The sequence below is a fragment of the Streptomyces sp. NPDC048255 genome (assembly GCF_040652415.1).
In the GTDB taxonomy this organism is placed as follows: domain Bacteria; phylum Actinomycetota; class Actinomycetes; order Streptomycetales; family Streptomycetaceae; genus Streptomyces.
In genome coordinates this window covers 23679-36882 of record NZ_JBEZMA010000025.1, presented here as the reverse complement: position 1 = coordinate 36882, position 13204 = coordinate 23679, and the positions used below count along the sequence as shown (strand labels likewise).

Below are 13204 nucleotides of genomic sequence, written 5' to 3'. Positions count from 1 at the left end.
GTGGTGAGGGCGGCGGGCGGGTGGGAATGCGGGAACGGACAACGGGCGGGGGTCAGCCCGCGGTGTGGGTCGTGTCGCGGATGTGCCTGAGGCGGTGCAGCAGGCCACCCGTGGCGAAGTGGTCGTGCAGGAGCCGGTATTCGGCGAAGAGGGCGTCGTACGCCTCGGCCCGGGTGGCGTCGGGCAGGTAGACGGCCGGCAGCCGGCGGCCCATGGCGGCGGTGGCCGTCCTTACGTCGCCGTGCGCGCCGGCGGCTACGGCGGCGTGGATGGCCGACCCGAGGGCGGGGCCCTGGTTGGACGCGGCCAGGGATACGGGGCGGCGCAGCACGTCGGAGTAGATCTGCATCAGCAGTTCGTTCTTGGCCAGTCCGCCGGCGACGATGAACTCGTGGACCGGTACGCCGCCTGCTTCCAGGGCCTCCACGATGACGCGGGTGCCGAACGCGGTGGCTTCGAGCAGTGCGCGGTAGACGTCCTCGGGGCGGGTCGCGAGGGTGAGACCCACGATGACTCCGGAGAGGTGGTGGTCGACGAGGACCGAACGGTTGCCGTTCAGCCAGTCGAGGGCGACCAGTCCGTGGCCGCCGACCGGCTGGCAGGCGGCCTTCCGGGTCAGCAGGGTGTGCAGGTCCTCGCCGCGGTCGGCGGCCTCGGCGAGGTAGTCCGGCGGGACGCCTTGGTCCAGTACCCAGGCGAAGATGTCGCCGACCGCGCTCTGGCCGGCCTCGTAGCCGTAGGTTTCCTCGACGATCCCGCCGGCCACGACACCGCAGATGCCGGGGACGTCGGCGAGGACGGGGGAGTTCACGACGTGGCAGGTGGAGGTCCCCATGATGGCGAGCAGTTGTCCGTCCTCGACTGCCTGGGCCGCCGCCGCGGTGACATGGGCATCGACGTTGCCCGCGGCCACGGCGATGCCGGGGCGCAGCCCTGTCCTTGCTGCCGCCTCCGTACTGAGCGAGCCCACTCGTGATCCCAGAGCGGCGAGGGGGAATTCGAGGCGGGTGCGTGCGAAGTCGGCGAACCGGGGGTTCAGCGCGGCCAGGTACTCCTCGCTCGGGTAGGCGCCGTCCTGGTGGATGCCCTTGTATCCGGCGGTGCAGGCGTTGCGGGACTCGGTTCCGGTGAGCTGCCACACGATCCAGTCGGCGGCCTCGATCCACCGCGCGCAGCTTTCGTAGACGAGCGGGTCTTCTTCCAGGACCTGGAGGGCCTTCGCGAACTGCCACTCGGCGGAGATCCGGCCGCCGTAGCGGGCGATCCACTTCTCCCCGCGGGCGTGGGCGAGTTCGTTGATGCGGTCGGCATACGACTGGGCCGCGTGGTGCTTCCACAGCTTGGGCCACGCGTGGGGCCGTCCGGCGAGCTCCGTCTCGGCGAGGGGAGTCCCGTCGGCCAGGGTGGGCAGGACGGTGCACGCGGTGAAGTCGGTGGCGATGCCGATCACCGCGGCAGGATCGACCCCGGCCGCCGCCACGGCCTCCGGGACGGCGTGACGCAGTACGTCCCGCCAGTCCTGGGGGTGTTGCAGGGCCCAGTCCGGAGGCAGTTGCGCACCGCCGTGCGGCAGATGCCGGTCGATGACGCCGTGCCGGTAGGCGTGGACCGCCGCGGCCAGCTCCTGACCGTCGCGAACCCGCACCACCACGGCGCGGCCCGACAGGGTGCCGAAGTCGACACCGACCGTGTACTGCTCCGATTCCTCGGAAGGAGGGGCGGGCGCGAGGAGATGGGGTGACGTCAACAGAGTGCCTTTCGAAGGAGCCGTGGGCGGCACGCGGCGCGGCCCGGCAGCCGGAGATGCCGTCCCGACCATCCTGGCGGTCGGCGGAGGATCCGATGAGCTTGCAGTGTGAGCGCTAACAATGTCGATAGGCAAGGGGTCTGCGTGGATCATGTGGGAGACCCTCATGGTGCGGCGGCCTTCGTATACGGGGCCGCGGCTCGATATGCCTTTGGTGCGAGGCGGGTTGAGGTCTCCGATTCGGGTAGGCGGGGTCGATGGTCGCGCGAACGGATGGAGTCCGCGTTGTTGTCGCACGTGACGCGGTAACGGACAGGTAACGCGCGCAAAGGGGTTGAGAACCCGGCTTGTTAGCGCTCACAATGCGACGGCGCCCCCTCAAGGGCATCCCGCTCCTGTCGCCCCGCCCCCGCCCCCGGCCCCCGCCCCCGCCCCGCCACGCCCATGACCACGGGCGCAGCCCGGCACCGGCCGTGCGGAGCCTCATCCGTAGCCCCCGAAAGGACACCCGTCATGGCTCGCAGAGCAGCTCTCGTCCTCACCGCCGCCCTCCTCGCCTCCTCGGCGCTGACCGCCTGCTCGACCGAGGGCCCCGCCTCCGGCCCGGCCTCCGGGGCCAAGGCGGACTCCGGCGGCGCGATCACCATGGGCTTCGCCCAGGTCGGCGCCGAGAGCGGTTGGCGTACCGCCAACACCAAGTCCGTCCAGGAGGCGGCGAAGAAGGCCGGGATCGAGCTCAAGTTCTCCGACGCGCAGCAGAAGCAGGAGAACCAGATCAAGGCGATCCGCACCTTCATCCAGCAGAAGGTCGATGTGATCGCCTTCTCGCCGGTCGTGGAGTCCGGCTGGGACACGGTGCTGAAGGAGGCCAAGGACGCGGGCATCCCGGTCATCCTCACCGACCGCGCCGTGGACACCAAGGACACCTCCCTCTACAAGACCTTCCTGGGCTCGGACTTCGTCAAGGAGGGCAAGTCCGCGGGCGAGTGGCTGACCGGCGCATACGCCAACGAGCAGGGCCCGGTCAACATCGTCGAGCTCCAGGGCACCACGGGCTCCGCACCCGCCAACGACCGCAAGGCCGGCTTCGCCGACGTCATCCGCACCGACGGCAAGTTCAAGATCGTTGCCTCGCAGACGGGCGACTTCACCCGAGCCAAGGGCAAGGAGGTCATGCAGGCGTTCCTGAAGTCGCAGAAGGACATCGACGTCCTCTACGCCCACAACGACGACATGGCCCTCGGCGCCATCCAGGCCATCGAGGAGTCCGGCAAGAAGCCCGGTACGGACATCAAGGTGATCTCGGTGGACGGAATCAAGGACGCCTTCGTCGCCATGACCGAGGGCAAGATCAACGTCGTGGTGGAGTGCAACCCGATGCTCGGCGACCAGCTGATGGAGCTGGCCAAGAAGGTCGTGGCGGGGGAGAGCGTGCCGACCCGGGTCGAGACCCAGGAGGGCGTCTTCCCGCAGGACAAGGCCGCGGCCGCCCTGCCGTCCCGGAACTACTGACGCGACAGGTTTTGGTGCCGGAGGAGGCCCGGCTCCGGTGCCTCCTTCACCCTCCGGAGCCCGCTCCACCACCCCACACATGAGAGGAGGGCGGATGACGCATCCGTCCACCCCGCCGGCCACGGGCGCCGGCGGCCCGCGGCCGGTCCTGGAAGCCCACGGCATCCGCAAGCGGTTCCCGGGCGTGCTCGCGCTCGACGGAGTCGCCCTGCGCCTCTTCCCCGGTGAGGTGCATGCCCTGATGGGCGAGAACGGCGCCGGGAAGTCCACCTTGATCAAGGTGCTCACCGGTGTCCACCCCGCCGACGGCGGCACCCTCCTCGTCGACGGCCGGCCCCACGCATTCGCAGACCCACTCCAGGCGCAGCAGGCCGGAATCAGCACCGTCTACCAGGAGGTCAACCTCTGCCCGAACATCTCGGTCGCCGAGAACATCCTCATCGGGCGCGAACCGCGCCGGTTCGGTCTCATCCACTGGTCCGCGATGCGGCAGCGGGCGGCAGAGCTGCTGACGGAACTCGACCTCGATCTGGACGTCACCAGTCTGCTCGATTCGCACTCCCTGGCGGTGCAGCAACTGGTCGCCATCGTCCGGGCGGTGGACGTCTCGGCGAAGGTGCTCGTGCTGGACGAACCCACCTCCAGCCTGGATCGCGAGGAGGTCGCCCAGCTCTTCACCCTGGTGCGGCGCCTGCGGGACCGCGGTGTGGCCGTCCTGTTCGTCACGCACTTCCTCGACCAGGTATTCGACCTCTGCGACCGCGTCACCATCCTGCGCAACGGCCGGCTGGAAGGCGAGTACCCGATCGGGGAACTCACGCCGGTGACGCTGGTACAGCGCATGATCGGCGGAGAACTGGCCACCCTCGACCAGCTGTCCGAACGTGCCCACGAGGAAGCGGCCGAACGGGCGGCCGGCGAGCCGTTCCTCCAGGCACGACAACTGACCCGCACGGGCTCGATCGAACCGTACGACCTCGACATCCATGCCGGGGAGGTCATCGGACTGGCCGGCCTCCTGGGCTCGGGACGCACCGAGGCGGCGCGCCTCCTGTTCGGCGCGGACAGCGCGGACGGCGGAGAAGTGAGCATCGAGGGCAAGAAGGTACTCCTGCGCACCCCCCGCCACGCCATCGCCCGAGGCATCGCGTTCTGCTCCGAGAACCGCAAGTCCGAGGGACTGGTGGGCGAGCTCACGGTCCGCGAGAACATCGTCCTCGCCCTGCAGGCCGCCCGCCGCTGGACCAGGCCGCTGGCCCGTTCGAAGCAGGACGAACTGGCACGGCACTGGATCGAAGCCCTGGACATCCGCCCCGCCGACCCCGAAGCGCAGGTGCGCCACCTCAGCGGCGGCAACCAGCAGAAGGTCCTCCTCGCCCGCTGGCTGCTGACCGCACCCCGGCTCCTGATCCTCGACGAACCCACCCGGGGCATCGACATCGGGGCCAAGGCGGAGATCCAGAAACTCGTGGCCCGCCTGGCGGGCGAAGGCACCGCCGTGCTGTTCATCTCGGCGGAACTCGAAGAGGTCCTGCGCCTGAGCCACCGCATCGCCGTGCTCCGCGACCACCGCATGGTGGCCACCCTCGCGAACGACGACACCGTCACGCCCGAACGCCTCCTCACCACCATCGCCACCGGAACGGACTCATGACCACCCAGCCCGCCAAGTCCGGGGCGGCCGCCGCGATCGGGAGACGGCTGGCCGGCCACCGCCTGCTGTGGCCCGCGCTCATCCTGCTCGCCCTGCTCCTCGGCAACCTCGCGTTCCACCACGACTTCTTCTCCGTCCGCGTACGCGACGGCCACCTCTACGGCAGCCTCATCGACATCCTCCAGTTCGGCGCGCCCCTCATCCTGGTGGCGCTCGGCATGACGCTCGTCATCGCCACCCGCGGCATCGACCTCTCGGTGGGTTCCACCGTCGCCATCGCCGGCGCCCTCGCCTGTGGACACATCTCCACCGCCGCGCATCCCGGCAGCGTCGCCACCATGCTCACGGCCGTCTCCCTCGCCCTCGGCGTCGCCCTCGTGCTGGGCCTCGCCAACGGCTTCCTGGTGTCCGGGCTGGGGGTGCAGCCCATCGTGGCCACCTTGATCCTCATGGTCGCGGGCCGCGGCGTCGCCCAGCTGATCACCGGTGGCCAGATCATCACGGTGACCAGCGCCCCCTACAAGATGATCGGAGGCGGCTACTGGCTGACCTTCCCGTTCGCCGTCCTCCTGGCGGCCGCCCTCGTCGCGCTCACCGCCTTCGTCACCCGTCGCAGCGCACTCGGCATGCTGATCGAGTCCGTGGGCGGCAACCCCGCCGCCAGCCGCCTGGTCGGCATCCGCGCCGGCGGCCTGCTCGCCCTGGTCTACGTCTTCAGCGCGCTGTGCGCCGCCGTCGCCGGACTGATGATCAGTTCCAACGTCTCCAGCGCCGACGGCAACAACGCCGGCCTGTGGATCGAACTCGACGCGATCCTCGCCGTCGTCGTCGGCGGCACCGCACTGACCGGAGGACGCTTCTCCCTCGGCGGCACCGTCCTGGGCGCACTGATCATCCAGACCCTGTCCACCACCGTCTACACCCTCGGCGTCCCACCCGAGACCACCCTCGTCTTCAAGGCCTTCGTCGTCATCGTCGTCTGCCTCGTGCAGTCCCCGGTCTTCCGGGCCAAGGTCCTGCGCCGCCGCAGGACGAGCACTCCCCGATCCCACACCCCGGCGGGCGCCACCCCGCAGCAGCAGGAGGTACGCGCATGAGTACCGGCATCGCGAGCGCCGCCGCGCACCTCACCCGCCCCTTCGCGACCGTGTCCCCGCGCACCCGCACCCGTATCCCACTGATCGTCACGGCCGTCCTGCTGGTCGTCATGCTCGGCGTCGGATCGGTGCGCTACGAGGGCTTCCTCTCCGCGCAAGTCGTGCTGAACCTGCTGATCGACAACGGATTCCTGCTGGTCGTCGCGGTCGGGGCGACCTTCGTCATCCTCACCGGCGGCATCGACCTGTCCGTCGGCTCCATGGTGGCCCTGTCCACCATGCTCACCGCCTGGCTGGTCGAGTCGCACGGCTGGCCCCTGGCCACCGTCATCCCACTGGTCCTGCTGGTCGGCGCCGCGAGCGGGACGCTCATGGGCTGGATCATCCACACCTTCGAGATCCAGCCGTTCATCGTCACCCTGGCCGGCATGTTCCTCGCCCGCGGGCTCTGCTACACGATCAGCACCGAATCCATCACGATCAGCGACCCCACCACGGCCGGAATCGCGCAGACCCGGCTGTACGGCCCGGGAGGACTGTTCGTATCGATCCCGGTGGTCATCGCCCTGGCCGTGCTGGTGATCGCCTTCGTCGTACTGCACCACACGCGCTTCGGCCGCAACGTGTACGCGCTGGGCGGCAATGAGGCCTCCGCACGCCTGATGGGTCTTCCGGTGGGCTCCACCAAGATCGCCGTATACGCCGTCAGCGGCCTGTGCTCCGCACTCGGCGGCCTGCTGCTGACCTTCTACATGCTCTCCGGCTACGCCCTCCACGCCATGGGCATGGAACTCGACGCGATCGCCGCCACCGTGATCGGCGGCACGCTGCTGACCGGAGGCTCCGGTTTCGTCCTGGGCACGGCACTCGGCGTGCTCGTCCTCGGCATGATCCAGACGGTCGTCAACTTCCAGGGCACGCTGAGCTCCTGGTGGACCCGCATCGTCATCGGCGCCCTGCTGCTCGTGTTCATCGTGCTGCAACGACTGATGAGCGGCCGCCGCCCCGCCGCCGACTGACTCCGGCTCCGCAGCCCACCCGCCCGTGCCACCGCGTTCGCGTGCCGCGATCACAGCTTGGTCCCGGCGCGCATCCGGTGGACCGACTTCCAGGGAATGCCGTCATGGAACACGCATACGAATCTGTCGACCAGGCCGCCGAGCCCAGGCAGACGGCCGCCTGTCCGCGGACGGCCCGCCCCCTGCGTCTGGACGATGGCGGAACGGGGGAGAGGTGGCGGTTCGGCTTCCCCGGCAGGGCCCGTGCCGAGGTCCACACGCGCGGCGCCCGCCTCCGTTCCCTGATCCTGCCGGACCGCTGGGGCCACACCGCTGACGTGGTGCTCGCGCCCCGCGACCCCGCCGCCTGCGAGGGTTCCGCACGCTACTTCGGTGCGACGGTGGGCCGTTACGCCAACCGCATCGCGAGTGGCCGGCTCGTGGTCGACGGCGTCACCCACCGGCTCGCCACCCAGGAGGACGGGCACACGCTGCACGGCGGTCCCGACGGGTTCGACCAGCGCCTGTGGCGGTGCGAACCCTTCCACTCAGCGCACCGCACCGGTGTCCGCCTGTTCCTGCACAGCCCCGACGGGGATCAGGGATTCCCCGGTGCCCTGAACGTCCGCCTCACGTACACGCTGGACCGCGACGACAACCTGACCGTGTCGTACCAGGCGGTCGCCGACGCGCCGACGATCGTCAACCTCACCAACCACGCCTACTGGAACCTCGAAGGGGAGGGGCGCGGCAACATCCTGGCCCACCACCTCCAGGTTGCGTCCCCCCTCTACACCCCGGTCGACGCCGAGTTGATCCCCGACGGCCCTCACCGCCCGGTCAGCGACACCCCGTTCGACCTCCGCCGACACCGGCGTCTCTCCGACGCCTTGACCCATACGGAGGCGCAACTGGCCCTCGCCGGCGGAGGCTTCGATCACAACTGGGTCCTCGACGACGCCCGGCGAGACAGTCCTCGTAAGGCCGCCGTGTTGTACGCCCCCGCATCCGGCCGCCGCATGGAGGTGCGCACCACGGAACCGGGCATCCAGGTCTACACCGCGCAAGGCCTGACCGGTGACATCACGGGCAAGGCAGGCAGGCCGTACCACGCCTACGCGGGGGTCGCGCTGGAGACCCAGCACTTCCCGGACTCCCCGAACCGCCCCGACTACCCGACGGTCGTCCTGCGCCCGGGCGAGCTGTACCGGTCGACCACGATCCACAGTTTCACCACGGTCGCCGCCTGAGAGGGGCGGCGGCGGCCGTAGCCGCTGTCCGGTGCCGGGGGGCACCGGACAGCGGCTTTGGTGCCTGCGCCCGGTTTCCCGCGTACGAAGGTGCCCCCGGGGCCCGGCCTCCTGCGAGAGGGGTCAACCGCCGGGCACGTGGGGGTCATTCGCCGGGGGGAGCGATCCTGCGGGCCGTGCTGGCGCGCACGATGAGCTCGGGCGCCACCACCAGGTGGGCCGACTCGTCGGTCCTGCCCTCGATGTGGTCCAGGAGCAGCCCGATGCTGTCGCGGCCGAGCGAGGCGAAGTCCTGGCGGATCGTCGTCAGCGGGGGCGGGAAGAACTCCGCCTCGGGGATGTCGTCGAAGCCGGCGACCGCCACGTCCTCGGGCGTGCGCAGGCCCGCTTCCCGCAAGGCCCGTAGGACACCGAGAGCCATCTGGTCGTTGGCGACGAACACCGCGGTGAGGCCGGCTCCCCGCCCTGACGCCAGGACCCGACCCGCGAGCTGCTGGCCGGCCTGGTATCCCGACAGCGGACTCCAGTCGCCGCGCAGCACGGGCGGCACCTCGGCGCCGGCATCGCGCAGCGCGTCCTCCCACCCCTGCGTGCGGGCCTCGCTCTCGAGCCAGTCGGGGGGGCCCGCCACATGCCACACGGTGGCGTGGCCCGACGCGAGAAGATGCTCCGTGATCATGCGGGCGCCGAGGTTCTGGTCCAGCGACACCCCCGGCAGGTCGAGGGTGTGGCCGCCTTCCACGGTGACCACCGGGCACGGTGCTTCCAGTGCCGCCAGGGCGCGCACCGCGGCGCGTTGCGGAGTGACGGCGACGATCCCCTCCACGCCCCACCCGGCGAGGTGCTGCATGGCTTCGGCGAGGGCTGTCTGGGTGGCGGTCCGAAGCGTGACGGCAGACGTGAGGTAGCCGCGGTCCCGAGCCGCCTCCTGCACTCCCGCCACGGTGCTGGCGGGCCCGTGCAGAGTGGTGTTCACCGCGATGACGCCCAGCGTGTGGGTCCGGCGGGTGGCCAGAGCCCGGGCCGCCGAATTGCGGCGGTACCCCAGCTGCTCGATGACCTGAGTCACCGCGGCCCGGGTCTTGGCGCTGACGTTCGGGTGGTCGCTGAGCACCCGCGAAACGGTCTGATGGGACACGCCGGCGACGCGTGCGACGTCCGTCATCGTGGGCGCTCGCGAGACGTCTGGGAGCTGGGTCAACTCTCTTCCTTTCCTCATCGAGCGGCCTTCCCTCAAGGTACCGAACCAGCCGCGGCCCGCACACATCTCGGACCGACCGGAGGATTGTCGACCAGGTGTAGATGTTTGCGTTCACATTATGCAGCGTTGATCGCATGCTGTGGGCAGGAATCTCCTCGTACCTCTTGAGATTGCTGCGTGTTAGCGCTCACAATCTGATCGGGGCGGCCAAGGTGGGCCAGCCGCGATGTGCTGCAGCCCCGATCAGTCCAGTCCACTCATGCGCGACCGCGGGGGCCTGCCGGGCAGCGGTCCCGGAGAAACCCGCCGCGCATGCCGGAGAGACGGTGAGAGCGTAGTGAGCGAGACCTTCCTGGGGGACCTCCGTCGCGAGGTCCTCGCGGCCAACCTGCGCATCCCGGAGGCCGGTCTGGCCACCCTCACCTGGGGAAACGTCAGCGGAGTGGACCGAGACGCGGGCGTCTTCGTCATCAAGCCGTCCGGCGTCTCCTACGCCGACCTCACCGAGGAGGACCTGGTGGTGGTGGCGCTGGAGGACGGGCGGGTCGTCGAGGGACACCTCAGGCCGTCCACCGACACCGAAACCCATCGGTGCCTCTACCGGGCCTTCCCCTCCATCGGCGGCGTCACCCACACGCACTCGACGCACGCCGTCGCCTTCGCCCAGGCGCGCCGCCCGATCCCCGTACTCGGCACGACGCACGCCGACACCTTCAACGGGCCCGTCCCCGTGACGGCGGACCTCACCGCCGAGCAGTGCGAGCGGGACTACGAGTACAACACCGGACGGGTGATCGTTTCCCGGCTCGACGGCGACCCCCGTCGTGCCGAGGAGGTCCCCGGAGCGCTCGTCTCACGGCACGGACCCTTCACCTGGGGTGCGACCGCGAAGGCGGCGCTGGAGAACGCCATCGTCTGCGAGGCCGTGGCGGAGATGGCGCTGCACACGCTGGCGCTGGGGTCCCGCCTCGGGGAAGCCTCCGAACCGCCGAAGCATCTGCTGGAGCGGCACTTCACCCGTAAGCACGGACCGGACGCCTACTACGGCAACGTCCCGCACACCCCGAGCGTCTGAGGCCGCGCACCGTCTCGCCGTTACCCGCTGCGGCGGCGCGGGACGGATCGCTTGCGTCGACCCTGTGCCGGGGCGCGACTTTGCCCGGGAGCCGGCCGCCTGGCCGGCGCCCCCTCTGATCGGCGATTTCGCGCCACCGGTTCAACGTGCGCCGAAGCTGTGGTGGTAGTTGGCCTGTTCTCGGATGAAGGACGGTCAACCGCCGTCCCAGGCAGGCGACTTGACGTCCTTGCCGGGCGCCTGGCTTGATTAGGAGCGCTCCCACTCCGAGCCCCCACCCCCCTGGCAACGCCTGGAACGCCAGGGTGAGCCAGTCGGGCAGCACGGTCACCGCCCGGGACACCGGATGGAACGGAACACTGGCACCCGGCGGCAGCGTGAGCTTCGGCTTCCAGGCGACGTATTCGGGTACCAACGCGATGCCGGCGCGCTACACGCTCAACGGTGCACTCTGCTCCTGAACGATCGTCACGCCCCGCCCACCCGGCGATGGACGACGGAGTGGAGCCAGGATCGTCCTGGCTCCACTTCATGGCAGGTCGTCAGGTACGGGTCCAGCGCTGGTTGCTGCCGCCCGAGCAGGAGTAGAGCTGGATCAGGGTGCCGTTGGCGGTGTTGTTGCCAGTGGCGTCGAGACAGAGGCCGGACCGGACTCCGACGATGGATCCGTCGGAGTTGAGGCGCCACTTCTGGTTGTCGCCACCCCAGCAGCTGTAGATCTGGACCTTGGTGCCGTTGCCGGTGCCGGCGGCGTCCAGGCACTTGTCGCCGTAGACCCTGAGCTCGCCTGCGGCGGTGTAGCGCCGGAACGCCCAGGGACACAGGGCCGGTTCGGCCGGCTCGGGCCCGGGGCGGGAAGGCGCGAGGCGCGTGGTGGAACTCCTGTCGGCCCCGACTGCCGCGAGCAGTCAGGGTCGGTGCGTGCTTGCCTGACGCGAGGGCTACTAGGTCCTGTCCGGGCGATCTTCGTGGATCAGCCCGCGTCGTCTGGTGCGGTGCATCGCAAGGCGGAGGAGCGCTCGTACTCGGCCGTACTCGCGCGGTCCGACAACGCGGCGAGGCGCCGTACCAGGCGGCGCGGGCCCGCGAAGATCGCCCGGACAGGGCCTAGCGCCGACGGGACCGAGGGCTACGGCAGGACGTGCTCTTCGCGCACCCCGCGCCGGAGAAACTGGCCTCAGACGTCGCCCGCCTGTCGGGCTGACACCCGAGACACGACAACGGGGGACGCCCGGTGGGCCGGGGCACCGCCCCACCGCTAGCTTCGCAGTTGGGCGGGCGCGGCGGCGAACGCGCCGGGCCCGCCTTCCGGGAAGTCGCGCTCGTGCGGCTCGACCCGGTTGTCGCGCAGGGCCACGACCTTGCCCTCGGGGACCAGGATGTCGAAGGCCGCTGCCGAGGGCGGGGGCTCGGGTGGCAGGTACGGTTCGGCGAGCGGGTTCCCGTTGAGTATCAGCGTGCGGTCCCCGGCCCGGTACGGGAGCCGGCGGCCGGCCGCAGCGGCTTGATCCGGCATCCGGGTGAACTTGCATGCCGCCCATGTACGCGCAGGCGAGGGGGCCGGGATCCTTGGCGGGTGATCACTGCTCCTTTACGGCGGACGGCCGTCATGGTGGCTGTCGCGGCTCTCCTGGGCGCTGCTCCGGCCGGTGCCCCGCAAGAATCCTGGGACACCACGGAGAGGTGCGTTCAGACGGATTGGGACCACCGCCGCATCCCCACGCGGACGGGAAACGCCGAGCTCGGATGGCAGCACTTCTCCCGTCCGCACGGCATCACCAGTTGCAGACTCATCAACGCCGCGCTCAACGGCAAGCCCGACAAGCTGTCCGACCAGCAGCGGAACCTTGAGTACTGGGGCTCGGCCATCAAGAACGGCCGCCAAGTCGATTTCGTGGTCAAGGTCCGCTACGCCAAGACCACCGATGACGACAGGTACGAAGCACCCGGCGCAAAGGGGAAGGTCGGAGTCATCACGGCCTATTGCCGGGGGGTGCAGAAATGCCCGTCATGGGTCAACTGACCTGTTCCGGGGGCTGCCTCTCCCGCGCGCAGAGCGCCGTTGCAGCAGCCCTCTGGCAGTACACCGACACCCCCATCGCCAGGCCATACTACGTCCGCGGATGTGTTCCCGACCCCGACGACGCCGCAGTGATCGTCGCGCTGTGGACCGGCCCGAGTGCACGGGACAAGAGGAACCTCTTCCTGCTCGTCCCCCTCGTGTCGGGCGGACTGCCCGTCCCGCCGCGGCGCGTCGTTGCGGGCCTGATGCGGCTCGGCCGCGGGACGCACCTGTTCGGCTCTGTCGGGCGGCGCTTCGACGGGAAGCCCCTCCTCGACGGCAGCGGTCTGGTCGAGGGCGAGAGCCTGCCCTGCCTGTGCGATGGTGCCGCGGAACCCCACGGGCCGCGCGGGTTCTACTTCGAGCGCCCCGGCGAACCGAAGCGCTACCCATGACCGACGGGGCCGTCATACGACCGGACGGCTGAGGGCGTCCGACGCAGACAAAAGCGCTCGCTCGGCCGAAGCCATGGGAAGTCGACGGCGATCTGTGGGCGGTGCACGCCGCGCCGAGGGGAACGACCGCACCACTGCCGTGACCGTGCGCCCCGAGCCGGGCGGTGCCCTGAAAGGTCTGTACCGGCCCGCCCCGAACCGTGTGATCGGAGC

At 70.2% G+C, this 13204-nt stretch carries 11 protein-coding genes and 2 pseudogenes; 9 read left to right on the top strand and 4 right to left on the bottom strand.

Annotated elements, in window-relative coordinates; translation table 11 throughout:
• Window positions 1-52 precede the first annotated feature (52 nt).
• Window positions 53-1747 carry a ribulokinase gene (locus AB0D94_RS20625; protein WP_362053733.1) on the bottom strand — a complete coding sequence of 565 codons (1695 nt, stop codon included), beginning with the start codon at window positions 1745-1747 and terminating at the stop codon, window positions 53-55.
• A 513-nt stretch (window positions 1748-2260) separates the two neighbouring features.
• Between AB0D94_RS20625 and AB0D94_RS20620 the strand changes: the two genes are divergently transcribed.
• From AB0D94_RS20620 to AB0D94_RS20600, 5 genes are all read left to right on the top strand, one after another.
• Window positions 2261-3259, top strand: a complete 999-nt coding sequence (locus AB0D94_RS20620; protein ID WP_362053730.1) for an ABC transporter substrate-binding protein — start codon at window positions 2261-2263, stop codon at window positions 3257-3259.
• Window positions 3260-3353: 94 nt separating this feature from the next.
• Window positions 3354-4913: a sugar ABC transporter ATP-binding protein gene (locus AB0D94_RS20615; protein ID WP_362053727.1), complete on the top strand. Its 1560-nt coding sequence runs from the start codon at window positions 3354-3356 to the stop codon at window positions 4911-4913.
• Entirely contained in the window at window positions 4910-6010 is a 1101-nt protein-coding gene (locus AB0D94_RS20610; RefSeq protein WP_362053724.1) for an ABC transporter permease, read from the top strand. The genes AB0D94_RS20615 and AB0D94_RS20610 overlap by 4 nt, the downstream gene beginning before the upstream one ends.
• A complete protein-coding gene (gene yjfF, locus AB0D94_RS20605; RefSeq protein WP_362053721.1) occupies window positions 6007-7029 on the top strand; it encodes a galactofuranose ABC transporter, permease protein YjfF in 1023 nt (340 codons plus the stop codon). Before AB0D94_RS20610 ends, yjfF begins: the two co-directional genes overlap by 4 nt.
• Before the next feature lie 104 nt (window positions 7030-7133).
• Window positions 7134-8258, top strand: coding sequence for an aldose epimerase family protein (locus AB0D94_RS20600; protein ID WP_362053718.1), 1125 nt, complete (start codon window positions 7134-7136; stop codon window positions 8256-8258).
• Between the two features lie 145 nt (window positions 8259-8403).
• On the opposite strand, the gene AB0D94_RS20595 is transcribed toward AB0D94_RS20600, so the two are convergent.
• Window positions 8404-9459, bottom strand: a complete 1056-nt coding sequence (locus AB0D94_RS20595) for a LacI family DNA-binding transcriptional regulator (RefSeq protein ID WP_362053715.1) — start codon at window positions 9457-9459, stop codon at window positions 8404-8406.
• 337 nt (window positions 9460-9796) lie between these two features.
• On the opposite strand from AB0D94_RS20595, the gene araD reads away from it, so the two are divergent.
• On the top strand, window positions 9797-10534 hold the full coding sequence (araD, locus tag AB0D94_RS20590; protein ID WP_362053712.1) for an L-ribulose-5-phosphate 4-epimerase AraD: 738 nt from the start codon (window positions 9797-9799) through the stop codon (window positions 10532-10534).
• 287 nt (window positions 10535-10821) lie between these two features.
• A pseudogene (locus AB0D94_RS20585) lies at window positions 10822-10992 on the top strand (cellulose binding domain-containing protein); the annotation flags it as partial.
• An 84-nt stretch (window positions 10993-11076) separates the two neighbouring features.
• Here AB0D94_RS20585 and AB0D94_RS20580 read toward each other — a convergent pair.
• Together AB0D94_RS20580 and AB0D94_RS20575 are read right to left on the bottom strand one after the other, a co-directional pair.
• Window positions 11077-11334 (bottom strand): annotated as a pseudogene (locus AB0D94_RS20580) (RICIN domain-containing protein); the annotation flags it as partial.
• A 458-nt stretch (window positions 11335-11792) separates the two neighbouring features.
• Window positions 11793-12050: a hypothetical protein gene (locus tag AB0D94_RS20575; RefSeq protein WP_362053709.1), complete on the bottom strand. Its 258-nt coding sequence runs from the start codon at window positions 12048-12050 to the stop codon at window positions 11793-11795.
• Window positions 12051-12110: 60 nt separating this feature from the next.
• Here AB0D94_RS20575 and AB0D94_RS20570 point away from each other — a divergent pair, with 60 nt between their 5' ends.
• Together AB0D94_RS20570 and AB0D94_RS20565 are read left to right on the top strand one after the other, a co-directional pair.
• Window positions 12111-12557 (top strand): hypothetical protein, encoded by a 447-nt coding sequence (locus AB0D94_RS20570; RefSeq protein ID WP_362053706.1) that lies wholly within the window; start codon window positions 12111-12113, stop codon window positions 12555-12557.
• A complete protein-coding gene (locus AB0D94_RS20565; protein WP_362053703.1) occupies window positions 12545-12991 on the top strand; it encodes a hypothetical protein in 447 nt (148 codons plus the stop codon). The genes AB0D94_RS20570 and AB0D94_RS20565 overlap by 13 nt, the downstream gene beginning before the upstream one ends.
• Window positions 12992-13204: the final 213 nt, after the last annotated feature.